The sequence below is a fragment of the Spirosoma sp. genome, from assembly GCF_026391055.1.
Taxonomy (GTDB): Bacteria; Bacteroidota; Bacteroidia; order Cytophagales; family Spirosomataceae; genus Spirosoma.
In genome coordinates this window covers 115536-140191 of sequence record NZ_JAPLET010000019.1, presented here as the reverse complement: position 1 = coordinate 140191, position 24656 = coordinate 115536, and the positions used below count along the sequence as shown (strand labels likewise).

17 protein-coding genes are annotated in these 24656 nt (G+C 49.8%); 3 read left to right on the top strand and 14 right to left on the bottom strand.

The annotated features are described in order from the left end of the window. Positions 1-37: 37 nt before the first annotated feature. Both NT073_RS11325 and NT073_RS11320 read left to right on the top strand, forming a co-directional pair. A complete protein-coding gene (locus tag NT073_RS11325) occupies positions 38-2677 on the top strand; it encodes a glycosyl hydrolase (RefSeq protein WP_297373067.1) in 2640 nt (879 codons plus the stop codon). Next, complete coding sequence (locus tag NT073_RS11320; protein ID WP_297373065.1) at positions 2674-3624, top strand: SGNH/GDSL hydrolase family protein; 951 nt, start codon at positions 2674-2676, stop codon at positions 3622-3624. Before NT073_RS11325 ends, NT073_RS11320 begins: the two co-directional genes overlap by 4 nt. A 47-nt stretch (positions 3625-3671) precedes the next feature. Here the strand turns inward: NT073_RS11320 and NT073_RS11315 are convergent, their stop codons facing one another. From NT073_RS11315 to NT073_RS11270, 10 genes are all read right to left on the bottom strand, one after another. Continuing rightward, on the bottom strand, positions 3672-5441 hold the full coding sequence (locus tag NT073_RS11315; protein WP_297373063.1) for a hypothetical protein: 1770 nt from the start codon (positions 5439-5441) through the stop codon (positions 3672-3674). Between the two features lie 121 nt (positions 5442-5562). Continuing rightward, the gene (locus NT073_RS11310) at positions 5563-7182 is read right to left on the bottom strand and encodes a RagB/SusD family nutrient uptake outer membrane protein (protein WP_297373061.1); all 1620 of its coding nucleotides are present in this window, start codon (positions 7180-7182) and stop codon (positions 5563-5565) included. 20 nt (positions 7183-7202) lie between these two features. Beyond that, positions 7203-10619 carry a TonB-dependent receptor gene (locus NT073_RS11305; protein ID WP_297373059.1) on the bottom strand — a complete coding sequence of 1139 codons (3417 nt, stop codon included), beginning with the start codon at positions 10617-10619 and terminating at the stop codon, positions 7203-7205. Positions 10620-10624: 5 nt separating this feature from the next. Continuing rightward, positions 10625-11626, bottom strand: coding sequence for a FecR domain-containing protein (locus tag NT073_RS11300; protein ID WP_297373057.1), 1002 nt, complete (start codon positions 11624-11626; stop codon positions 10625-10627). A 46-nt stretch (positions 11627-11672) separates the two neighbouring features. Continuing rightward, entirely contained in the window at positions 11673-12356 is a 684-nt protein-coding gene (locus NT073_RS11295) for an RNA polymerase sigma-70 factor (protein ID WP_297373056.1), read from the bottom strand. A 298-nt stretch (positions 12357-12654) separates the two neighbouring features. After that, positions 12655-14757 (bottom strand): BatA domain-containing protein, encoded by a 2103-nt coding sequence (locus tag NT073_RS11290; RefSeq protein WP_297373055.1) that lies wholly within the window; start codon positions 14755-14757, stop codon positions 12655-12657. Between the two features lie 76 nt (positions 14758-14833). Next, a complete protein-coding gene (locus NT073_RS11285) occupies positions 14834-15538 on the bottom strand; it encodes a metallophosphoesterase (protein ID WP_297373054.1) in 705 nt (234 codons plus the stop codon). Between the two features lie 89 nt (positions 15539-15627). Then, positions 15628-19059 carry a translation initiation factor IF-2 gene (gene infB / locus NT073_RS11280; protein ID WP_297373052.1) on the bottom strand — a complete coding sequence of 1144 codons (3432 nt, stop codon included), beginning with the start codon at positions 19057-19059 and terminating at the stop codon, positions 15628-15630. Between the two features lie 163 nt (positions 19060-19222). Beyond that, positions 19223-20467, bottom strand: coding sequence for a transcription termination factor NusA (nusA, locus tag NT073_RS11275; RefSeq protein ID WP_012925815.1), 1245 nt, complete (start codon positions 20465-20467; stop codon positions 19223-19225). A gap of 77 nt (positions 20468-20544) precedes the next feature. Next, positions 20545-21057: a ribosome maturation factor RimP gene (locus NT073_RS11270; RefSeq protein ID WP_297373049.1), complete on the bottom strand. Its 513-nt coding sequence runs from the start codon at positions 21055-21057 to the stop codon at positions 20545-20547. Between the two features lie 189 nt (positions 21058-21246). On the opposite strand from NT073_RS11270, the gene NT073_RS11265 reads away from it, so the two are divergent. Beyond that, positions 21247-22365, top strand: coding sequence for an endonuclease/exonuclease/phosphatase family protein (locus tag NT073_RS11265; protein WP_297373047.1), 1119 nt, complete (start codon positions 21247-21249; stop codon positions 22363-22365). 64 nt (positions 22366-22429) lie between these two features. On the opposite strand, the gene NT073_RS11260 is transcribed toward NT073_RS11265, so the two are convergent. From NT073_RS11260 to NT073_RS11245, 4 genes are all read right to left on the bottom strand, one after another. Beyond that, a complete protein-coding gene (locus tag NT073_RS11260) occupies positions 22430-22840 on the bottom strand; it encodes a molybdenum cofactor biosynthesis protein MoaE (RefSeq protein WP_297373044.1) in 411 nt (136 codons plus the stop codon). A gap of 11 nt (positions 22841-22851) precedes the next feature. Continuing rightward, positions 22852-23100: a MoaD/ThiS family protein gene (locus NT073_RS11255; RefSeq protein ID WP_297373042.1), complete on the bottom strand. Its 249-nt coding sequence runs from the start codon at positions 23098-23100 to the stop codon at positions 22852-22854. A 136-nt stretch (positions 23101-23236) separates the two neighbouring features. Further along, the gene (locus NT073_RS11250; RefSeq protein WP_012925812.1) at positions 23237-23518 is read right to left on the bottom strand and encodes a hypothetical protein; all 282 of its coding nucleotides are present in this window, start codon (positions 23516-23518) and stop codon (positions 23237-23239) included. Between the two features lie 81 nt (positions 23519-23599). After that, positions 23600-24613: a serine protease gene (locus tag NT073_RS11245; protein WP_297373038.1), complete on the bottom strand. Its 1014-nt coding sequence runs from the start codon at positions 24611-24613 to the stop codon at positions 23600-23602. Positions 24614-24656 lie beyond the last annotated feature (43 nt).

Sequence of the window (24656 nt, the reverse complement as noted above, 5' to 3'; positions counted from 1 at the left end):
TATTCCTTGCAGGGCTTTTTACACAGTTGATCAACCCATGAAGTACTCTTTCCCGGCGGCCTTACTTCTTCTCTTAGGGCTACACTTTAGCCCGGTAGCTTGCGCTCAGCCCCAACAAGTTGCACAAAAGCAGCAGGCACTGGGCCATACTGCCCGCCCCTGGACGTACTGGTGGTGGATGGGAAATGCGGTCAACGAAGCAGACATCACCCATCAACTCGAACAGTTTGCCAAAGCCGGGCTGGGGGGCGTTCATATCATACCGATTTATGGGGTTAAAGGCTACGAATCCAAATTCATCCCCTTCCTGTCCGACAAATGGCTGGCCGTTTTTGGGCATACCGTTCGTGAAGGCAATCGGCTCGGTCTGGGCGTTGACCTGACCACCGGCACTGGCTGGCCTTTTGGCGGGCCGGGCGTATCGACGGCGATGGTGGCTAAAGAATGGAAACTCGTCGATGGTAACCTGACGGCCGATCCAACCAAACAACAGGTTAAACGCCCTGCACCGGGCGCGCAGGGCCCCGTAATCGATTATTTCAGCAAACAGGCGGTAGAACAGTATCTCCACCGGTTCGATTCAACTCTGGCTCATTCACCCCAACAACCCCGCGCCGTCTATAATGACTCCTACGAGGTGTACGGTGCGAACTGGACAGATAATTTCCTTGCCGAATTCAAGGCACGGCGAGGCTATGACCTCCAAAGCCAGCTAACCGCTTTTCTGGATACGAATCAGACTGAAACCAGCATTCTCGTTCATCAGGATTACCACCAAACGTTATCTGAGCTGTTGCTCGACGGCTTTGCGAAACCCTGGGACAACTGGGCGCATAAGGCAGGTTACCGAACCCGCAATCAGGCGCATGGCTCGCCCGGCAACCTGATCGATCTGTACGCTGCCGCCGACATTCCCGAAACCGAGTCCTTCGGTTCCAGCCGGTTTCCTATTCCGGGTCTGCGTGTGGATGCCAACTATGAAGTTGACCGTTTTGGAACGCCCAACCCATTGGCCATGAAGTTCGCTTCGTCGGCGGCTCACCTGATGGGCAAACCACTGGTCAGTTCGGAAACCGGCACCTGGCTGGCCAACCACTTTCAGGTGTCGCTATCCCAAATAAAGCCGCAGGTCGATGAGTTGCTGGCATCGGGGATCAACCACATTTTTTACCACGGTATCCCCTACTCGCCCCCCGCCGAAAATTGGCCGGGCTGGTCGTTTTATGCGTCAACGAACTATGGACCAACTTCGCATTTCTGGCCGCATCTGCCGCTGCTTAATCAGTACATCGAACGCTGTCAGGTTCGGTTACAGCGCAGCAAACCCGACAACGACGTGCTGGTGTATTTCCCAATTCATGATCTCTGGACAACCCGGGCGAAATCAGCGGGTGGGATTCATCAACTGGAAGTTCACCATGTGGAGCGTTGGCTGCTGCCGCAACCATTCGGGCATTTGTGTGAGCAATTAACGGAGCAGGGATACGCGTTTGATTATGTATCGGATGCACTTTTAACTAGCCTAACCGTAACCAAACAGGGCATTCGGGCGGTAAGCGGGGTTACTTATCAGGTCATTGTGGTCCCGAGAACCACATACATTCCCCCTACTACGCTTCGGATATTAGACAAATTGGCTCAGCAAGGTGCCCGAATCGTTTTCGACGGGCAACTGCCTCAGCAGGCGGCTGGCTTTTATGACCACAGGGCGCAAACAGCAACTGTACAGCAGCTTGGCCAAACGCTTCAGAAACGGCCAACTGTTACGGTCAGTGCCAACCTGTTCGAAACCCTGAACAACTTAGGGGTTCGCGCGGAAACATGGGCGGCAGAGGGGTTGTCGTTCATTCGTAAACGGCAAGGTTCGGGCCTGTCGAAATCCGGCCTCTCGGCAGATACAACGCAGTATTTTATCACGAATCTCGGCAACCGGTTTAAGCAGGGCTGGATTTCCTTCTCGGCAACTGGCCTCGTTAGTCAGTATAACCCGTTAACCAATCTGACAACGGCATTACCCGTCCGAAAAGGGAAGAATGGCCGTAACGACGTATATCTGTCCCTTAAACCAGGGCAATCGTGTTTTATCAATGTCCGTTCGGGAACGCCCGATTTTGCCGATGTGGCAGCACAGCAGCGACTTAAAAACCCTACTGGAACATCTATTCTACTGAAAAATCCCTGGCACATCCAGTTTATCAGACAAAACCCAGAACAGGCGCAACCTGCGCTCAACCTATCGGCTGCGCTACCCACCCTTGCCGATTGGACAACACTTTCCGACTCGGCGGGGTACTTCTCCGGAACGGCTCGCTATACCACAACGGTCAACATACTCGCTGGCACTGCGACCTCGTCTTATAATCTCGACCTCGGCGATGTGCGGGAAGTGGCGGAGGTACGACTGAACGGCCAGCCATTGGGAACGGCCTGGTGTATTCCGTTTCAGCTAACGATACCCGCTAACCGCCTGAAAGCTGGTGAAAATCAATTGGAAATCGACGTAACCAACCTATCGGCCAACTACATGCGGCTCTATGACCGGTTAAACCCCGGCTGGAAGAAGTTTTACGACATTAACATTGTTGATATCCGGTATAAACCTTTTGACGCTACGCGCTGGCAGGCCGTACCTTCCGGCTTGCTCGGTCCGGTAACATTAATCCCATCCAGCCTATGACAACCATTCAACGGGTATTCTTGCTCCTTTTTTTCAGTAGTGGGCTGACTGGCATTTCTCAAGCCCAAACTCCGTTTCCTGGTAATGTGCATCGGGTAGTATTTCTGGGCAACAGCATTACCTATGCCGGAACGTACATCACCGATATCGACGCCTACTTCCGGTTGCATTACCCTAAGCAGGCGATTGAGTTCATTAATGTTGGTCTTCCAAGTGAAACCGTTTCGGGGCTGTCTGAGGAAGGTCATGCCGATGGCAAATTCCCGCGCCCCGACCTGCACGAGCGTCTGGAACGTGTACTAAAGCTCACTAAACCGGATTTCGTTTTCGCCTGCTACGGCATGAACGACGGCATTTATCTGTCACTGGATGAAAGCCGATTTCAAAAGTTTAAAGACGGCATTAACTGGCTCCATGCGGAAATCGCCAAACTGGGGGTGCCTATCGTTCATCTGACCCCGCCTATTTATGATGAACAGCGCGGGAGCAGCAAAGGCTACGCGGCCGTTCTGGACCGTTATTCTGACTGGCTGCTGAGCCAGAAATCGACGGAGAACTGGTCGGTCATCGACCTGCATTATCCAATGAAAACGTATCTGGAAGCCCACCGGAAGGTCGACGCGGCCTTTGCTATAAACGGGTTTGCACTGGCGAATGACGGCGTTCATCCGGGTGAAGTGGGCCACTGGGTCATGGCCAAAAGTATTCTGCTGGGGATGGGCGAAAAAGCCGTAGCCAGCGCGCCAGACCTTACCACTTCGGTAGCATCCATTCCTAATTCCGCTCAGGTCATTAAACTTGTTGCCGCCCGACAGAACCTGATGAAAGATGCGTGGCTGACTGCAACTGGCCACAAACGCCCCGGCATGAACGTGGGCTTGCCACTTACCGAAGCACAGGCCAAAGCCGCCGAGCTGGACGCCCAGATTCGGCAGTTGCTACCTTGACGACAATTGTCGTAAACAACTGGTTTAATTAGTAAATTGGCGCAGTGCTAGCCAATCCGAAAGGTATGCTCGAAGGGTGTAACGGCTGTCAGGTACACGTGAATACCTTCGGTTTTCAGGCTGCCGAAATGCGAGGAATACACTTCCCCTTCGAGGCTGTTGATTTTCTTATGCGTAAACAAACCTGGCCCGAACTGAATAGTGTCTTTACCGTATGTGTACTGCCCCGACTCACCGTCTATGAAATAGCTGTCGGCCGTATCGCCTATTTTTTTCAGCCCACTCACCTGCCCCCCTGCTCTAAAGCAAAGCTCAATCGTTACCTGTACCCCAGCAGCACCCTTGGCCGAAAACCGTAGTTCGTTCGCGCCATTGGCCTCGCGAATGCCAATGCGGGTTTCAATAGTTTTGATATTACTCTGCGGCCGATGCTCGAAGTCCATTTTATTCCAGAAACGCCCGTCGGTGCTGGGAGAATGTTTATAATCTCCCGTTGCGAGTTTATACTTGTTAGGTAACGGCTGGTAATAGGGCGCGTCGATTTTCTGATGCAGTACGTATTCCCCCTGCTTGTACGTAATACCCTGACTGTGAAAATAACCGGTATTGAAAAAGCTCGTCGACAGGCGCATGTAGTTTAGGACAGCCTCTCCCTTACGAAAAGCGAAGAAATTAGGGCTTGCCGACCGCCCCGAAGCGACAATAAACGGGAAATCTGTTCCTCCAAAAATAGTGGTCGTCGTATGGTTCCGTCGGATTCGGACGAGGTTCGTTTCCCTGAAGAACTTTTCAAAGTTTATCGACGGTGCTTTGGGCGTTGGCAGCGGCTTTTTGTAGAGGGGCGTTTCCAAAGAATAGGCCAATAAGTCAGGACCAATTCGCTCGTCAAAGCCTTTTACCGTTTCAATATAACGGGCAATAGCAGCAAACTCAGAGTTCGTATTCTGAATGGCCATATATCGGTAATCAAGGTAATACGGCAGGCAGTTGACGGTCATATACTGGTCCTGGCGTCTCGAATCGTTTGTGACCAGATCACCGTTGGGTTCCAGATAAAAGTAAGTCATTTGCAGGTTACGGCTGACCGGTTCCAGCAGTTGTGCCCGGTTGAGGAGGTGCGCCATAGTAATCAGGCACCGGTCAATTACTTCCGAATAGATCATGCTCCGTTCGAGATAGTGCCCCTCTTTGTCAATAAACACCCTTTCCGACAGCCATTCGTCAATCCGCCTGACGTAAGCGGGGTTAGGAAAAAGGGCATTTATCTTAGCCAGAGCTGCCGATACAACCCAGCGGTGGTTCGGCGTATGAACGCCCCCGGTTCGCAGGGCTTCGCCCGCCTTTAGAATAAACTGTTTTAGCTGCTTCTTTACCTCCACCAGCGAAAGCAGACCGGCCGTTTTTAGAATAGTAGCCGCCGTGCAAAGCGGTTCCAGAATGAAGGCCGTGTCGGGAGGAGACGCCAGATTACCCAGGTCGAGGGTACCATCGTCCTGCTGCTTTGCCACCAGAAAACGAATGATTTTATCCATGACCGGAACCAGCTCCGGCTTTCGATAATACGGCGAACGGGGTTCACTGAATGCAGCCGCCAGATTCGCCAGATCAAAACCCAGCCGTCGCCGGAGTTCGGTAATTTCCGACGCGAATGTTTGGAGGAGTTTGTTGACTTCTTTGGTATTTGCCCCAAGCATTTTCTGATAAAATTCATCATCTGCCTGCCCCTCGTTTTTCCAGGCAGTGAGTGGCAAAAAAGCAACGGAGGCACTCAAGCCGATAAGTTGATGGAGGAAGGTCTTTCTTGTAATGTCTTTCATCTTTGAGTAAAAAAAGCCCGGACATTCAACATTAGATGTCCGGGCGTGTCCATAATACCGGCCGTCCCGCCCGGGTGTGTGGTTAGTTATATCTCGCCCGACTGGTACGGCTGGCACTATATCAATACCCCGGGTTCTGTACCAAAGCCGGATTAACCGTGAAAGCGCCCGTTGGAATTGGGAAAATCCGCTTATTTACGTCACTGTCCGTTTTAAAACCCCATTTGCCCTCGAACTTGCCGAACCGAATCATATCGTTCCGATGCCAGGTTTCCCAGGCAAACTCACGGCTGCGTTCCGCATAAATATCCTCCAGCGTCACGCTGGTTAAAGCAGGAGAAGTTGTCCGGTTTGATCGCAGTTGGTTCACCAGCGAAAGGGCCGTTTGCCCCTGTGTAGGCGAACCTCCGCGCAGGATAGCCTCTGCTTTCATCAGAATAATATCTGAATACCGAAACAAGGGCACGTCGTTGTTCTGGTTACGTGACGTCGACGTACCATCAGGATAGAACTTTACGTTCCGGTAACCCATATTCCAGGCAATTTCGTCGTTCCCGCAATCGTACGTTGCTACATCCTGACGCAATACAACATCAGGCGTCAGATTGACCTGATAAGTGTATGGCGTAGCCCCATCGGAGCCCGTATAGAACTGATCGTAGCCTTTTTTAGTCGTCGTCACGGTAACGGGTGTTACGCCATCGTTCATAAATTGCAGACCCGTTAACCACTGATTATTTCGAATATCGTTCGGATCTTTGAAGTTGGTATAAAACTCAGGCAATGTGCTTCTCGGGGCACTGGGCGTAAAGGGAAGGCCAAACTTTTTTGTTTCTGAACGGGGTACATCATAGCGCGCATGGTACATATTGCTGTTCGTACCGGGCAGTCCACCGGCGGCCGGATCGTAAGGAATAGCGAAGATAAACTCCTTCATTTGCGGTCCGTTGTTAGGATAGAACATTTGCAGGTAGGTCGACCGGGGCTCAATGGCATACAGACCCGAATTAATCACACTGTCGCAGGCAACAATGGCTTCGTTATACCGCTTTGTGCCGGTATAATACTCCGAGTTCAGGTACATTTTGGCCAGCAGAGCAAAGCCAGTGAATTTATTGGCCCGTCCATAAATCGCCTGGCCCGACGCACGGCTCAGATTGGGCAGAGACGCTTTTACTTCCCGCTCAATAAACGAAAATACCTGCGCTCTGGGTGTATTCGGGCGCGGTGCAAAGTCGCCATAGGTCGTGTCGATGGGTACGTTACCGTATAAATCCATCATCATAAAATACGACAGGGCGCGGACCATTCTCAGCTCAGCTAGATTCATTGCTTTACCGGGGGTTGAGGCTGGTATTGTCGTGTTCAGAATCGACATAGCTTGGTTGGTTGTGCCGATCACCAGCGAGAGCCAGTTCCAGGTACTGTTTGTTGTCCCGTGGTCTTTGGTCCAGTCGTGGTAATGGAGCATCCTGTAGCCCTGGTTATCATACCAGTTGCCGCCCCGGGCGGGCAGAATGGCCTCATCGCTGCTCAACGATTGCATGAACCAGTAATCGAGTGAGAAGTTACCGCGCAGAGCTGCGTAAGGCGGCCCCGATGCCTGAATAAACTGCGAGGTATTTTGCGGAAAAATATCGGGGGTTAACGAGGTCGTAATAGGCACGTTAACATCGTGACAGGCCGAGAGCAGGTACGTTAACAGTACGAGTAACGCACCAAAGGATATATGCTTTTTCATTGATTTTCCTGACTAATAAGTTAGAATGACACGTTTACACCCAAAAGGAACGTACGTGTTTTGGGATAAAAATTGTACGCTTCGATACCCGGAGCCAAGCCACCCTGATTGATTTCAGGGTCAATTCCTTTGTAACCGGTGATCACGAACGCATTGTTGACCGATGTGTAGATGCGCACGTTGCGGATGTACTGACCCAGGTTTTTGAGGGTGTAGCCCAGCGTGGCATTGTCGAGCCGCACATAGCTGCCATCTTCAATGTAGCGGCTTGAGTATTTGAACGAGTTCACATCCGTTGCTTTTTCATCGGCGGCATCGACCAGAATATTGGTAAACTGGGCCGTGCTCGGACGGAATAGATCGGCGCGGGTGGCGTTAAAGATTTTATTGCCGAAAACGCCCCGGAAAAATACGTTCAGATCAACGTTGCCGTAGCGCAGGGTGTTTGTCCAGCCAACCAGCAATTTGGGTTGTGGGCTACCCAGGTATTTGTAATCCGTGCCAATAACCGGTGTGGTGGTTAGGGCACCGCTGCGGCTCACGTACTGCGACACTCCTTTGTCGTTCTTACCGGCATATTCAAGTGAGAAGAATTGCCCAAGCGGCATACCTGCTTTCAGAATTTGCAGGGTGCTGCCCGTTTGTCCGGCCCCTTCCGGCTGCGTAGTCCGAACGGAGTCGCCACCTACAAAAAGCGGGTTGTTCAGGCTGTTGATCCGGTTGCTGTTATGCGCCAGATTCAGGCCCGTTGTCCAGCTGAATTTCCCCGTTTGCACCGGTGTAGCATTCAGGCTAACCTCAACACCTTTATTGCTCATACTACCGCCGTTCGCAATGATGCTACCGGCGGGCACCAGCACCGGATTGACCCGGTAGGCATAGATCATACCGGTGGTTTCTTTATTATACCACTCAACAGTACCGCTTAGTTTGCCCTTCAGGATGGTAAAATCAAGGCCTATGTTAGCCGTTGCCGTTTTTTCCCAGCGCAGATCGGGGTTAGCGGCTTGCGTAGGGCCATAGGCGGCCGTCTGGATACCGTTGTAGTAATATGTACCCAGGCTACCTGAAATAAACTGCGCCGTGTAGGCATTGAAGCCCGACGAGTTACCTGTCACCCCGTAGCTGGCCCGGAATTTAAGGTCGCTGAACAGGTTCTGGTTTTGCATAAACTTCTCCTGGTCGATGCGCCACGCGACACCTGCGGCCGGGAAATATCCCCAGTGGTGGTTATCGCCAAATACCGAGCTACCATCGCGCCGGATTGAGCCCTGTACCAGGTATTTGTTTTTGTAGTTGTAGTTCAACCGGGCGAAATCGGAGATCAGACGGGTTTCCTGATAGATACCATCGGGGCCGAAATTGATCCGGTACGACGCAACAGCATAAGGGTTACTCAGAGCAAAGTTGTTATAGCCGATGTTGTCGACGGGAAAGTTGGTTGTCGAGGTTTGGAAACCATCGCCCGAGATGTTGCCCTGCCACGAATAACCCACTACAGCATTCACAGAGTGGTCGCCAAATTCCTTGTTCCAGGTAAAAAACGTTTCCAGCACCTTACGGGTGGTCTGGTAGGTATTCCGTAGCGCCGATCCGTTGGTACCAAAGTTGAGCAGGCTGTGTACGAGTGGCGGATCGGGGTAGTTATAGAAGTTGGCGCTATTATACTGCGTGTAGTAACTGCCGTACGATTCCCCATGCAGCGACGTATTACTCTGGTAGGATAGATTGAGATCGTACGCAAGGCCAAACGGCAGCTTCACCTGCGCAAACAGGGAGCCTACCAGGTTGTTGTACTTCGTATTGTCTTTGCCGTAATTGATCATGGCCACCGGGTTGAAGTAGCCAGTGTTCTGGAAGTTCTCGAAGTAGGTGCCATCCGGATTGGTTACGGGCGAAACCGGCAGGTGATTCACCATCTGGTTCAGGACGTTGTTGCGGAGGGGCGTGTTGTTGGCGTTGCTACTGGAGTTCGTCACGTTCAATCCGAACTTCAGTTTGTCGTTAAAGGCCATTTGCTCAACAGCCAGACGGGCAATAACCCGATTCAGCGAGCTGCTCTGCAAAATTCCCTGCTTATCGAGGTAGTTGATGCTGGCGCTGTAGGTACTATGTTCGGTGCCACCGCTGATCGAGATATTGTGATTATGCGAAATGGCCGTACTGCGCTGAACGGCGGCCTGCCAGTCTGTATCCGCTCCTTTATCGTCATTTGGAGAAAATGACTGCCCGTTCTTCGTCAGGAAGTCACGAAGCTGGCTGGCATTCATCATATTGAGCTTGCTCGACACTTTTTCAATACCGGCGTAGCCGCTGTAGGTAATCTGCATCTGACCTTTTTTGCCGCGTTTCGTCGTTACCATGATAACGCCGTTGGCAGCCCGGTTACCATAAATAGCCGTCGCAGCGGCATCTTTAAGCACATCAATCGAGGCAATATCGTCGGGGGCAATAATGGAAATATCAGCGCCCGGCACCCCGTCAATCACATAAAATGGTCCTTGCGAACTATTAATCGTAGAAGCTCCCCGCAGAATAACGGCGGCTGGCGCGTTGGGGTCACCATTGGCCGAGATGTTCAGCCCCGGCACTTTACCCTGCAACAGCTGGCCCACATCGCTGATGGCTCCCCGGTTCAGTTCTTCCGGCTTGATAGTGCTGATAGCGCTGGTCAGATTTTTCCGCGACTGGGTACCATAACCAACCACGACGACTTCATTCAGGGACTTGTTGTCGGGCTGTAGCTGAATGTTCAGTGTTGTCCGGTTTCCTACCTGTACCTCCTGCGTAGCGTAGCCAACGAAACTAAAGACCAGCGTTGTGTTTGCATCGGGCACGTTCAGTTGATAGCGTCCGTCGGCATCGGTGTTCGTACCCCGTATGGCCCCTTTAATCACAACGTTAACACCCGGCAAACCTTCGCCTTTCTCGCTGGTTACACGGCCACTCAAGCGGATATCGGCATTTACTTTTTCGGTCAGTGCAGTTGGAGATAGTGGCTGAATTGTCGACATCCCCCCGTCAACCATAGCAGCCATTCCATTTTCAGCCTGTAGGGTTTTTAGCACACTACCACTTTCTTTCGACGGTATCCTGATGACATAATACGCTTGTTCGCCCTTTTTCTGGGCCATCAAACCATACGGTTTTAGCAGGGCCTGAAGTTGTTTTTCCAGCTTTCCAGTGCCCGGACGAGCATCGACCGGCACGGTGATTCCCTTAACGGTTGCTTCCTCGAACAGAATACTAACCTGAAACTGGCGGCTCATATCTGTCAGTACTTCTTTAAGTTTCTGGCTCTCGACCGAAGCAATTTGCGCTAGGTGATTCGCTTTCCGCTGTTGGCGGGCGAAGACAACAGCCTGGGCCGTAGCCAGTTGCTGACACAGCAACCCCAGCAGGACCAGACTGATTTTAGGTAGACGTAGAAGAGGCATTGTTACTAGGATTGTTTAATGGTTCGTAATTCGATATGGTGGCGGGTCTTAACAACAGTTAGCTGGAGCAGATCAGCTAATATTTCCAGCAGGTCATCGGCCTTTTCAGCTTTAAAATTTCCGGCAATCCGCCGTTGAGCCAGGTCCGTTTCAGGAACGACAACGTTGACCCCGAATCGTTCCTGAATCTGGATGGCCACTTCGGCAATGGGTGTATTGTCGAAATAAAACCAGTGCTCCTTCCAGGCCACAAACGGCCGGGCGGGCGCTATTTGGCGAAGCTGGTATTGGCCCGAGTTAGCCACAGTCACCACATTACCGGGCTTCATGTATACTTGCTGGCCGTGCGCCAGTTCGAGCTTCACTTTGCCTTTGTTCAGGAAAACACGCTTACCCCGCTGGCGAGCATAAACGACAAATTCAGTACCGAGAACTTCAACCTGAAACTTATCGGCGGTGCGTACCACAAACCGCTGATTATCGGCCGTGTGCGTTACCCTGAACTCGCCCTCCCCTTCCAGAAATACTTCACGTGTATCCGAACCAAACCCAAAGCGGGGAACCCGCAGCAATGAATTGGCATTGAGTGTCACGGTTGTTCCGTCCGCTAGTTGATGAACAGCCGTTTGCCCATAGGTGGTCTGGTAAGTTTTGAATCGGATTTGAGCCCGAAACAGATAAGCACCCAGCAAACTCACCACAAGCACCGATGCAGCAATACGCCAGCCAAGCCCGTTATTTGTCCAGAAAGGTGCATTGTTTTTAACCAGAACGGGTTGTGGAGGGCGAGGCTGTGTTTCCTGTAATATCTGCTGAAAAGCCCCGAAGGCTTTTTCGGAGTCGACCGCAAATTGAGGCCGCTGGCTCTCCCACTCATCCAGGTATTGATAATACAGTTCCTGATTCTCTTCGTCAGCTATCCAGGCTTCAATGTATTTTCGCTGGATAGCCGTAGCTTTCCCGTCAAAGAAGTCAAAAATTATATGTTTCGTGAGCGACGGCTTCATAATTGATTCATAGTTTGCCTGATAGACAAGTTGAGCACACGTTACCTCACCCAAGCACGTGCAGAGAATCGACACCGATCGATACAATCAGCACAATAAACCAGTCTGCTTTTAAGTCCTGCCGTAGCTTATTAATGGCCCGGATGAGTAATTTTTCGACAGCGCTGTTGGTAATTTTCATATCCTGCGCTATCTCCGCATACTTCTTGCCTTCAATTCGGCTTAGTAAGAAAGCACGCTGGCATTGTGGAGGAAGGTTCTGAATAATAGATTCAATCTTCTGGTGTAATTCACTGTAATGCAGCACCTGATCGGGTTGTAGCGATGCCGGGATAGACTGTTTGTCAGCGGATTCGAGCGAATCAGATTCGCGCAACTCCCAGCGCAGGTAATTGTAGGCGCGGTGGCGAACAGCTTTATACAGATACGCCCGGTATGACGTAGTAATCTTATCAAACGTGCGGTCCTGCCAGAAAACCGCAAATACCTCAGCGACAAGGTCCTCAGCCACTTCTTTGGAATAAACAAACCGAACGGCATGATTAACCAGATTCGTATAGTAACGCCGGAATAGCAGGGCACAGCCGTTCATGGCATTTTCACTGAAAAGCTGTCGAAGTATAAGTTCGTCATCAGTTACCCTGACCGAAGGTTCCAGGTGTTGATTTTCCAGCGGCAGGGTTGGGCCATCGCTTTTGGTTTGAGCAAACGGCAACGGTAATAGCTGCATACAAACTTCCGTTAATCGGGTAGTGCTTAAGGTAGACAAGTTCGGGCTTTATTACCTCACATTGATTAGCACTATTTTTTCAGAATAAAGTTAAAATATCCATTACTGACTCATTGAGAGCATTTTCAAAGACAGAAAGTTTATGAGTCATTCGGCGATTTATCATAACTCGCTTTCAGAACCATACACCGGACGTACTATCTGTCCTGACAAAGCTACTCCATAAAAAAGAGGCCAGTCATCTTTCAAATGACTGGCCTCTTCTTCACAAGCCTACCGAAAGGCAGGCCTGACAAACTCAACCTTTCATAAACCGTACCAGCCCAACTTCAATCAACAGGAAGGCAAGGGAGGCAATCAGAAAATATTTCCAGAGGCTTTTGCCCAGATTTTCCTGCTCCAGTACCTGCACAAAATCGCCGTCCTGAATGCTGTCGAAAATTTCGACGTTCGGTTGGTTGACGAAGATCTTTCGAAGCTCATCAGCGGAGTAAAAACTCATTGTCGACTCCTGATTCCCGTGATTGAAAGCCAGCAATCGTTCAATCTTGTCATTCAGACGCAGTTCGTAATATCCTGCTTCCACTTCCTGACCAGCCGTCAGCTCGTTGCTTTTAGGCATTTCGAGCTGAAGCTGGTTACCGACGATGCGCTGCACCGGAATAATTTCCAGCTTGTCATGTTTCAGCTTGTAAACGGTCTTTTCAAATGGATTGCTAACCGAAATGGTGACCAGATTGTCATCGAACGAATATGCCGTCCGTTGCGCCCGAACGCTCAAAGCCGCCATTTTATACATAATCGGAACAAACAGCGCGTGCTCTGCCAAATTTCCGTATGCTGTTGCCAACGGGCTAGCCAGCATATAAACACTTCCCTGACGGGCAGTGGTCCCTCCGCTCAGCTTGGTTTGTGTGAGTAATGGGCTCCCGTCACGCAGGCTCAGTAACCGCTGGCCCGAACTCCATCGCCAAACAGGGGCGGCCGTTGGCATATTCAGCGGCTCGGACTGATAGCTCTGCTGAAAAACATCCTGAAAAAATGGATTACGCCGGTCAGGATCAGCTACTGGCACCGTAGTTGGCGTACCACCCACCGTGGTAGTCGTCTGAACGACTCCGACACCTAACGTTTGTAGGAAAGGGTTGTATGACGCACTGTTAGGATTAGTAGGCGGAATAATGGCTATACTGCCCCCCTGCCGTACAAAGCGCTCCAGCTCGGTACGCAGCGTACCATTTACGTCCGTAACACCCTCCAGCACGACCAGATCCGTTTCTTTCAACTGACCAACATCGAAATTCTGCACACTGAAACTCTGGCGAACAAACAAACTGTCATTCGAATAAACGGCATTTATATAGTCCGATGTTCGGTCCGCCGGTCCTGATTTCTGTTCATACAAATGCAATATCCGTACGGCCGGAGAAGCTTCAATGACAAAAAAGTACTGGTTATCGAAGGTTATGGGATAATCTTCAAAAACAATACGTCCCCGGTGGTATCCTTTCGAGGTTACGTTAAAATTCAGCGAAACCGTTGCAGAACCATCCGGTGCCAACGTCGCTGTGGCTGTCGAGGTCTGGGTATCGTCAAGATACAACCGAACCGGCAGGTTTTTGACATTCTCACGACCCGCGTTGTTCAGCTTGACATTAAGACTATTATTCTGCATTTCGCGGATAAACGGCGTACTGAGCCAAACCGAGTCGACATACACATTCTTGGTAGATTGTGCATCGAGAGGCACGATGAACAATCGATCTGTAGTATCAATCTTAAGTCTTGATAAATCCCCCACCGTACTTTTCTGAAAATCAGAAAACCAGAATAACTGATTGTGCCCGCCCGGATTCAGGGAACTCAACAGGTTACGCTGACGGCGGTAAATGGTTTCGAGGGTGCGGGGGGTATGGGCAAACCGGATAGACGTCACGCGGTCACGAACAGCCTCAGCTGTTCCGGCCTGCTGTTCAGCTACGGAGAAATCATTGGTCAGTAACTGGAGCGATGTAGCATTACGGAACAACGTGAGCAACTCATCCAGCTTGCTAATGGCTATATCGAGATATCGCTTTGTATTGCGTTCATTCTGCATACTGAATGAGTTATCGACATACAAACTCGTTACCCCCTGACGAGACAAACCCAGCTTATTCTTACTGGGAATAAAGGGTTGCGCAAATGCCAGAACTAGGCAAGCCAGAAACAGACAACGACAGGCGAGGATAAGCCAGTGTTTGAGTCGTCGAAACGATTTTGTCTCCGTCTGAACTGTTCGCAGCAAGGCTACATTCGAGAAGAAAACCCGCCTTGTCCGTCGAAAGTTAAACAGGTGAATGGCAATCGGGACGGAGACCGACAGCAACCCAAGCAGAAAGGAAGGATAGAGAAAATTCATTCAGGGTATTTGCGTAGCAAACAGGGTTTTCTTAATAACGGCCTGGTATAGACCTTTCGTTTCTTTAGTCCCTAAGTTAGTCACGGATTATGACTTCATAAAATGCCGTTTTGGTTTGTAAAACATCCGTATAGGTAATCGACCCACTTTCACCATATATTGTCGAAAAATCAAAAACTGGCGTATGTCCTACAACCTGCTGAAATCCCATCAGGAAGTCAACAGAAGTTTCCGAGCGATCTGCCCAAATAGGCCCGCCGTAGGCATTGAAGCCTCCCCGTTTCGGTCCAACCTCAAAAAGCAGGTTTCGGAAGCACATTTCTTCATTATGAACCTTATTCAACAATCCGGCCAGATTAGCAATAGATGTACGTTCAATTAGTCTTTTACCGGTTTTTACAAGAAAATGCGCCAGCCATTTTTTGGTTACGCCAGCATGGGTAAACAGGTAATTACCTTCCTGATGAGCCAGTTGAAACAGGTTAATGTGTGTAGTGAATAAGAAACTCAGCTCAGGCTGTGCTTTCTCCCGAAACCCTGAACAACGATAGTGCGGGAAATGAAGGTATTGCGCATCATGGTTACCAATAAGCAGAATAAACTTCACAGGGTTTTGGCGTTTAAGCCAGATAATATCAAGCAGGTTATTGAAAATGGTCTTATCATCAAAGGTGTGACTGTCCGTATAGTCACCCAAAAAGATAACCCGGTCGTATTGGTCGAGGTTCGCTTCTTTCCAAACGGTCCGTCCGTGAAGATCACTAATGACGAGAAGTTTCATACAGGCGATGTTCAAAGCGAAAAGGTACAAAAAAGCCCCGACAGGTTTTCCTGTCGGGGCTAGTATCTGAACCGTTCTGGCGGCCCGGACTACAATGTCCGTTTCACTTCTTTCAGTTCGAAGCTTTCGATTACGTCTCCTACTTCGATGTCGTTGAAGTTTCTGATGCTCAGACCACATTCGTAGCCGAACTTCACTTCACTAACATCTTCTTTGAAGCGTTTCAGAGCGCTGATTTCACCCGTATGTACGACAATGAAATCTCGAATGATTCGAATCTTGTTGTTACGCTTAATATTACCCTCGGTTACGTAGCAACCGGCTACCGTACCTACTTTACTAATCTTGAAGACATCACGAACTTCAATATTACCAACGATAACTTCTTCCACAGTCGGTGCAAGCAGCCCTTCCATAGCGTCTTTCACTTCGTTGATCGCATCGTAAATGATCGAATAGAGACGAATTTCTATCTGTTCCTGTTCCGCCAATTTCCGGGCGCTTGCCGATGGCCGTACCTGGAAGCCAACGATAACCGCATCCGAAGCCGACGCCAGCAGAACGTCCGATTCAGAAATCTGACCCACGGCTTTATGAATGATATTCACCTGAACCTCTTCCGTAGAAAGGTTCAGCAGCGAATCTGACAAAGCTTCTACCGATCCATCTACGTCACCTTTCACAATCACGTTCAATTCCTTGAAGGTACCGATTGCCTTCCGGCGCCCAATCTCCTCAAGGGTGATGTGCTTGCGAGTGCGCAGTGTTTGTTCACGTAACAACTGTTCGCGTTTGTTCGCAATTTCGCGGGCCTCACGGTCCGTTTCCATTACGTTGAACTTATCACCGGCTTGCGGAGCACCGGGCAGACCTAGTATCTGAACAGGTGTCGATGGGCCAGCTTCTTTGATTCGTTCACCCCGGTCATTTGTCATGGCCCGGATGCGGCCGTAGTGGGCACCCACCAGCATGATGTCACCCTGATGCAGTGTGCCATTCTCAACCAGTACAGTCGATACATAGCCACGACCTTTATCAAGAGAAGCTTCGATAACAGTTCCCAGTGCCCGGCGGGATGGGTTGGCTTTCAGTTCGAGCAGTTCTGCTTCGAGCAGCACTTTTTCGAGCAGATCGTCGACACCCATACCCGATTTAGACGATATTTCCTGCGCCTGGTACTTACCACCCCATTCTTCAACGAGCATGTTCATAGCGGCCAGTTCAGTCCGAATCTTTTCAGAATCAGCACCCGGTTTGTCTACTTTCGAGAAAGCAAAGACAATCGGTACTCCGGCAACCTGTGCGTGGTTGATAGCTTCACGCGTTTGCGGCATGATGCTGTCATCGGCAGCGATTACAATAATAACAACGTCCGTTACTTTGGCTCCCCGTGCACGCATGGCCGTAAAGGCTTCGTGACCTGGTGTATCCAAGAATGTGATCATTCGATCACCACTGTGTTTTACACTATAGGCACCAATGTGCTGTGTAATACCACCCGCTTCGCCAGCGGCTACTTTAGCCCGGCGGATATAGTCAAGCAAAGATGTTTTACCGTGGTCAACGTGACCCATAATGGTCACAATTGGTGCACGTGGCTGTAGATCGTCCGGTTCATCCGCTTCAACGTCGATACTGGCTTCGGTTTCGTCTTCAGCCGATATAAATTGTACGTCATAGCCAAATTCATCAGCAATAACAGTGATAGCTTCTGCATCCAGACGCTGGTTGATCGACACGAACATACCCAGGTTCAAACAAACCGAGATAACTTCGTTGATCGACACGTCCATTAGCGACGCCAGATCATTAGCTGACACGAACTCGGTAACTTTCAGGATTTTTGCTTCCAGTTCCTCCTGTTCGTTCAGCAAACGACGATCATCTTCGCGCTGGCTTCGGCGATCACGTCGACGGTCGGCACCACGGTTTGGCGTGTTACCGCGCATCCGGGCGTTCGTTTGCTGGATAGCCTTTTGAACGTCAGCCTGAGTTGGCGCTTCACGACGACCACCACCGCCACGGTTGGCATTATTGCCGGTTCCACCGCGGTTAGCATTGCCAGTTCCACCCCGATTGGCGTTATTACCACCACCAGAACGGTTATTGGTATTCGAGTTTGTGTTCGTATTAGCCGATCCAGTTCGGTTGGTGTTGTTGTTACCACCCTGATTCTGGCCAGTGCCTCCCGTACGGTTAGCGGGTGCTGCTGTACGGTCGCCCTGACCTTGTCCCTGCGAACGGTTACCATCACGTGGAGGTTGTCCTGTAGCTGGTGTGCGGTCACCCTGTGGACGATCGCCCTGGGTGCGGTTTGCTGGTCCACGGTCGCCTTCACGCGGAGGCCGATTGCCACCCTGACCCTGTGGTTGCCCACTGCCCTGATTTGGCTGGTTAGGATTGCTCCCACCCTCACGACCGCCACGAATACGCTTGCGCTTTCCTTTCTTATCGGCGTTGTTACCGCCACCTCCCTGACGGGGGTTGTTAACCGGTAACTCAATTTTACCAAGAATTTTCAGTCCGCCCAGTTGGTGGCTACCAGCCGCCCGGATTGTTTCCGTTGCTGCGTCCGGCTCATCGGCCGAAACTGTCGGTGCTACTGGTTTAGCTGGCTGGCTTTCCTGTTTTGGCGGATTGGCCTGATTAGCTTGCCGATTATCCCTAGATTTCTCCTGAGGTACGGGTTTAGGCGTCTCTACAGGGGCAGAAACGGAAGGAACGGCTGGTACTGACTGCGCTGCAACAGCTACCGGTGCCGCAGCCTGAACAGGAGCAGGCTTTGGTTCAGACACAACTGGTTTAGGCGCTTCCTTAGGTACTGCTTCTTCCTTGACCACAGGAGGTGCCGGTGCAGATGCCACAGGGGCTGGCGCGGGTTTTACCTCAACAGGTGGTGTTTGTACTGCCTTAGGGACATCAGCAACCGGTGCAACGGGCTGTGGAGTAACAGGTTTAGGCGCTTCTACAGGGGTAGGAGCCGGTACCGGTACATGTACTTCAGGCTGCATTGACTCGACGGGCGGAGCCACAACGGGCTTCGCTACCGATGGCTCCGGTGCTTTTGCCTGAGGAACAGGCTGGGGCTGTGGAACTGACGGCTTAGCATTCAAGTCAATTTTACCCAGTACTTTCAAGCCTGGCAAACCGGTCTGAGCAGTTTGCGGTGCTGATTTCGACTCCACCGGAGCCGGTTTGGGCAGATCAGCCGGAGCTGACTCTGGTTTGTTTTCAACAATCGGACGTCTCGCGTCATCACGACGATATAGAACGACATCCTCCTCCTGACGACGCGGTGGCTCGGCGGCTGCAACCGGCGGTTCAGCCCGGCGAGTTCCGTTCAGGAGTTCCGTAGATTTATACTCCTTCGCTAGCACCTCCAACTGTTCTGTGTTGATTTTGGTGTTAGGATTAATCTCAACCTTAAACCCTTTGGCAGACAGACTACTCGCAACAGAGGAAAGCCCTTTGTTGAGAATTTTTGCCACTTGGCTCAGGCGCATTGACTTTTCTTCTGCCATACTTCGGTTTATATTCGGCAAATTTAATAGGTGTTGGTAAGGTATGAACACCAGTTCCAACAATAAAAATCCCTTACTTTAAGAATGAAGAGTGAAATTTGAAGAATGATCTTTTTTGCTAATCATTCAGTTTTCAATTTCGGCTCTTCACCCCTCAGTAATCTTACTCAAATTCCTGTTTCAGGATATTCAAAATCTCTTCGACGGTATCTTCTTCCAGATCGGTTCGACGAACAAGCTCCTCTTTATTCAGGGCCAGCACACTTTTGGCTGTATCCAGACCCACTTTTCGAAGTTCCTGAATCATCCACTCGTCGATCTCATCCGAGAACTCCATCAGGTCAACGTCTTCATCATCTTCCTGTCCTTCGTTATCCCGGAATACGTCGATCTCCATATCTACCAACCGGCCGGCCAGCTTAATGTTCTGACCACCTTTACCGATAGCCAGCGAAACCTGGTCGGGCTTCAGGAAAACAGATACGCGTTTTGTTTCCCGGTCAATCTGCATTGAACTGATTTTGGCGGGACTAAGCGCCCGGCTAATAAGCAGTTCTAGATTTTCGGTATAGTTGATTACGTCGATGTTTTCGTTGCCAAGTTCGCGTACGATACCGTGAATCCTCGATCCTTTCATACCCACGCAGGCACCAACAGGATCAATCCGGTCGTCATACGATTCAACCGCCACTTTAGCCCGTTCGCCCGGCTCCCGAACAATTTTACGGATAGATATCAGGCCATCGTAAATTTCCGGTACTTCAATTTCAAACAAACGCTCCAGAAACACGGGTGATGTACGGGATAACACAATTTTAGGCGTGCCGTTGAGCATGTCGACCCGGCTAATGACTGCCTTTACTGGCTCACCCTTCCGGTACCGATCTTTAGAAATCTGCTCCGTGCGGGGTAAACTCAGTTCGTTGCTCTCGCCATCGACAAGAATAATCTCATGCTTCAGCAGTTGATATACTTCGGCAGTCACCAAATCACCAACCTGGTCCTTATACTTTTGATAAAGGAGTTCTTTCTCCATGTCCTTTATCTTCTGGATGAGTGTTTGGCGGGCCGTTTGTACTACCCGACGACCAAAATCGTCTAGCTTTACCTCTTCGGCAACCTGTTCACCCACCTCAAAGTCATCCTGAATTTTACGCGCTTCGGCGAGGGGGATTTTATCATAATCCCAAATATCTTCCGAATTGTCGTCCACAATTTCGCGCGTCCGCCACATTTCGAGATCACCACTTTCGGCGTTGATGATCACGTCGAAATTTTCATCGGTGCCATATTTCTTACGAATCATGGTCCGAAAAACATCTTCCAGAATAGCGATCATGGTAGGCCGATCAATGTTCTTCGACCGGGCAAAATCAGCAAACGATTCAATTAATAGTCCACTGGTCATTTTCGTGTTTTGTCAATAGTCGGCAGTCAATGTCGGTAATCGTTCGTGAATGTACGTCCAACTATCGACCAGCAACCTTATTTAAATGATACTTCCACTTGCGCTTTTTTTATCTGCCCGAACAAGATTGGCGTTGGGCCAACCGGTTGGCTATCAGGAGATACGTCAGCATCTTTTTTCTTTTTACTCTTCGACTTTTTTTCTGCTTCTACATTCAGAACAATATGCTCTTCGGCTACCGATTCGAGCAGTCCTTTACGAATAACTCCATCGGTGAGTGTCACAATTAATTGACGGCCCACATTGCGGACAAACTGACGCGGAAAAGTCAACGGATAATCAACGCCGGGTGATGAAATCTCCAGCGTGAACGGCGAATCTCCGAAAAAATTCATTTCGTCCATCTGTCCTCCTAGCCTACGGCTAATATCAGCACAGTCATCAATCGTAATACCCGCATCGCTATCCAACAAAATAGTGACCTTCAATCGGCCACCTTGCCTTCCAGCTACCTGAATATCAACGATATAGAATAGATCGTTTTTCAGGTAAGGCTGTAGTAGTTCGGTAATTTTCGCTTTGTCGTCCATAAGGTATGGCTAACAAAAAAGGGAGTGCGACTCCCTTTTTTGACCAATGCCATATAGTTTTTGTGCCACAAAGATAATGTATTTCTATGTGCATCGCAAGCCCCTGCGCGGGCTCAATTGCAGGCTTTCCGGTCATTATACCTTATTTTTGGCTCTTAAATAGAAATTCCCTCGCTCAACAACGACGATATGACGCTAAGAATACGGGTTCAACAGGTCATCGCCTATTTTTTTCGGTCGTTGCTTTGGTCACTAAATTTATTACTGGTTTTATACACCTGTTTCGGGTATTGGCTTTTGTATAGTTTGCCAACCGAACATTGGTCGGCAAGCATGATCATGATCACCTTGCCCGTAGCCTGGGTACTGAATTTGATCGTTGTTTTTTGTTGGCTAACCTCCCGCCCCTGGCGAAGCTGGCTTTCCGGAATTGTCCTGATTGTTGGCTTAATTCTATTTGGATCGCGCACCTTTGTGTGGCATACACCGGTCGAAGTAATCAGTCAAGGCAAGCCGATAAAAGTATTTAGTTATAACGTTCAATCATTTGACCTGAATGAGAGCTGGTCTTTCTACACAAGTTCGCCCCGCGTTCGCCGAACAGATAACTATGTATTGCGCTACGACGCACCCATCAAATGCTTTCAGGAGTTTTATAACTCCACGTCGATACCCGATTATAACGTTGTACTGCGGTTTAGAAAAGCTGGATACCGCTACTCTGTCCTTTTATACCCCCAAAATGCACTGGTACCGGAAGGCGATATAGGAGCCGCTATCTTTTCCATATACCCAATCGTGGATTCAGGACGCGAACTCTTCGGAGGTTCGAACGGAATTGTATGGGCAAATATTAAGATAGGGAACGATACTATCCGTATCATCAACGTTCACCTTCGCTCAATGGGCATCCGTGTTGGGAAGGTCTTGAACCAGAAAGAAATAAAAGGTGTAAAGCGGGAAACGCGTGGTGTGCTGACGGCGCTGCACAATGGCTTTACAGATCGTAGGGAGGAAGTGTATAAGGTTATAAACTACATCCGCGAAAGCCCTTATCCTGTTATCGTTACCGGCGACCATAACGACACTCCTTACAGTGTTGTTTACGAACGATTACGCCAGGTACTACCCAATAGTTTTGAAGATGCAGGTCGGGGTTTTGGCTTTACATATAACCGCCTGCCAGGGTTTATTCGTATCGACCATCAATTTCACGACCCGAGACTGCCAGTCTTAAATTTCGAAACCCTCAACTACATTGGCTATTCGGACCACTATCCGATTGTGGGAACCTATTTGATCAAGTAGCGAGGAGGGCTGACGCAAAAGCAACAGATGCGTCAGCCCTCCTCGTTTCTATCTCCTCGCTACTTTAAGGATGGGCATTCACCCAGGATTCTCCGTTGGTGAAGACTTCCTTTTTCCAAATGGGTACCGTCTGTTTAATGGTATCTATTATGTAGCGGCAGGCTTCAAAAGCGGCAGCACGGTGAGCAGTAGCTACACCAATGAGTACCGCTATTTCACCAATCTGTAAAGTACCCTTTCGGTGAATAATCGTATAGCGGAGTATCGGCCATTGTTCCTGAGCAGCATCAGCAATTTTTTGCATTTCGCTGATGGCCATGCGGTCATAGGCTTCGTATTCGAGCCGGTCGACAGGACGCTCCTGTGTATTGTCGCGAACGACGCCGAGAAAAAAGTCTATGGCTCCTGCCTGATCGGACTGGAGAAACCGGAGAGCAGCAGAAACGTCGATAGGGTCTGAGGTTAGGGCAATCATAAACAAAAAGATTAACCTCCGCTAACGGGAGGGATAAGGGCAACTTCGTCGTGCTGAGCCAACAGTTGGTCGGCCTCCGCGTACTCACCATTGACAGCAATTAACAATGAACGAATGCCTGCCAAGGCAGGATAAGCCTGGTGCATCTGACTGAGTAAATCGCTAACACTGGTTCCATCGGCTAAGGGAAGCGACACCGCTGACTGCCCGGTTAAATCGCGGGTAATCCCAAACAAAAGCACCGAAATAGTTGAATTCATAGCTATGGGTAATGCAGTAAAAAGCAATTATCTGGCAAAACAACGCAGTAAGGTCTGCTTGAAGTTCGTCGGTTATTAATAAAAACGGCATCACCACGCTTATGTGGGATGCCGTTTTTATTAATAACCGTTCTGTTTATTTCGAATTGTCCAGTTTTCGCTCCGCCTTTTTCATCTTGCGATCGGCTTTGTTGAGCGCCTTATTGGTACCGTCTTTAACGTCTTCTTTGGTGTTTTTAGCCGCCGATGAGATTTTGTCCCCGGCTTTATCGGCTTCGCGACCTACTTTTCGGCCAGCCGCTTTGGTTGTTTCTTTGGCTTGGTGAGCTGTTTCTTTAGCATTCTGTTTTGTATCCTGGGCGGACACAGCGGCTGCTGATAATAATAAGGCAGTAGCCAGTGTCATGAGCTTTTTCATTGTTGCTGAGTTTAAATTTTTCACAGAAAACTCGGCAATGGCGCCAATTGTTTGGTAGAAGCTTAGCTTACTAATGAACTTTTAATCTTTGTGTTTAAATACCTTCACCTGATAAACGTAATCCTGCATCCGCTTAATCTGCTGTTTACGAGACAGATTGGCCAGCGTGTTCCGTCGGTTTAACTTAAGGGGCTGTCCCTTCAAAGAATCGACCGGAATATTATTAAGTGCTTCGAGCAGATAGTTGGTCTTAACCGCAAAGCTTACCCCTTCCGATGTTGTCTGCTTACCGCTGATAATTCCGATCACGTTACCTTTTTCATCCAGAAGTGGGCCACCGGAATTACCCGGATTGACACCGATCGCTACCTGGTAGGCCGTTGAATCTCCCCGAAAGCCGGTGCCTGAACTCAGGTAGCCTTCGCCATAGACGATCTCTTCGCGCGGGTACCCAAGCGTATACACCCGCTCTCCCAGGTCGGACGGCCTAGCGTCGAAACTGTAGGGAACCGTCGGCATAGTTCGGAAGGCATTATCGTCGCAAAGCTGGAGAAAGGCCAGATCATGCTGTTGATCGGTGTACACCACTCTAGCTTTATAAACTTCGCCTTTGGCACTCTGTACATAAACAGAATCCGCATCGCGAACGATGTGATTATTTGTGACAAAATAGCCATCACCCGTCAGCAGAAATCCCGAGCCAGAGACTTGGGCGGGGTTGGTACTCAGCCCCCGGCCACGTCCATTATAATCATTGAGCAACCTCCGCTGAGATGATTTAACAGCCTGAATTTCTTTGCTCAACAAACTATACTGCTGTTCCTGTTTATGACTCTGCTGGTAGGTCTGATAAAGAAATATAGAGCCGAAGGTTGTAATAATGGCAGCCGATGCCGCTACAGCCAGCGTTGTTCGATACATCTGCCAAAGCGACCGAATTGGTCCGGTGGATTCTGACCGGTATGATTTAGCATCCTGGCGCATAGCTTTCATATCAGCACTTGCCTGTATTGCCTGAAGCTGCTGCTTAAACCGAACTCGCTCACTGTATGCGAGTAAGATGTTCTCAATATCCTTTTCTTCGTTCGTTTCCATTACTGTAAACCGACCTCCTTTGTCGGCGAAACATTAGTTGATC

Coding starts and splice junctions, on each gene's coding strand:
- NT073_RS11265 (WP_297373047.1), top strand. CDS start 21,247: ATGACGCTAAGAATACGGGTTCAACAGGTCATCGCCTATTTTTTTCGG.
- NT073_RS11255 (WP_297373042.1), bottom strand. CDS start 23,100: ATGAATTCAACTATTTCGGTGCTTTTGTTTGGGATTACCCGCGATTTA.
- NT073_RS11260 (WP_297373044.1), bottom strand. CDS start 22,840: ATGATTGCCCTAACCTCAGACCCTATCGACGTTTCTGCTGCTCTCCGG.
- NT073_RS11320 (WP_297373065.1), top strand. CDS start 2,674: ATGACAACCATTCAACGGGTATTCTTGCTCCTTTTTTTCAGTAGTGGG.
- NT073_RS11270 (WP_297373049.1), bottom strand. CDS start 21,057: ATGGACGACAAAGCGAAAATTACCGAACTACTACAGCCTTACCTGAAA.
- NT073_RS11305 (WP_297373059.1), bottom strand. CDS start 10,619: ATGCCTCTTCTACGTCTACCTAAAATCAGTCTGGTCCTGCTGGGGTTG.
- NT073_RS11315 (WP_297373063.1), bottom strand. CDS start 5,441: ATGAAAGACATTACAAGAAAGACCTTCCTCCATCAACTTATCGGCTTG.
- infB (WP_297373052.1), bottom strand. CDS start 19,059: ATGGCAGAAGAAAAGTCAATGCGCCTGAGCCAAGTGGCAAAAATTCTC.
- NT073_RS11285 (WP_297373054.1), bottom strand. CDS start 15,538: ATGAAACTTCTCGTCATTAGTGATCTTCACGGACGGACCGTTTGGAAA.
- nusA (WP_012925815.1), bottom strand. CDS start 20,467: ATGACCAGTGGACTATTAATTGAATCGTTTGCTGATTTTGCCCGGTCG.
- NT073_RS11310 (WP_297373061.1), bottom strand. CDS start 7,182: ATGAAAAAGCATATATCCTTTGGTGCGTTACTCGTACTGTTAACGTAC.
- NT073_RS11300 (WP_297373057.1), bottom strand. CDS start 11,626: ATGAAGCCGTCGCTCACGAAACATATAATTTTTGACTTCTTTGACGGG.
- NT073_RS11245 (WP_297373038.1), bottom strand. CDS start 24,613: ATGGAAACGAACGAAGAAAAGGATATTGAGAACATCTTACTCGCATAC.
- NT073_RS11250 (WP_012925812.1), bottom strand. CDS start 23,518: ATGAAAAAGCTCATGACACTGGCTACTGCCTTATTATTATCAGCAGCC.
- NT073_RS11295 (WP_297373056.1), bottom strand. CDS start 12,356: ATGCAGCTATTACCGTTGCCGTTTGCTCAAACCAAAAGCGATGGCCCA.
- NT073_RS11325 (WP_297373067.1), top strand. CDS start 38: ATGAAGTACTCTTTCCCGGCGGCCTTACTTCTTCTCTTAGGGCTACAC.
- NT073_RS11290 (WP_297373055.1), bottom strand. CDS start 14,757: ATGAATTTTCTCTATCCTTCCTTTCTGCTTGGGTTGCTGTCGGTCTCC.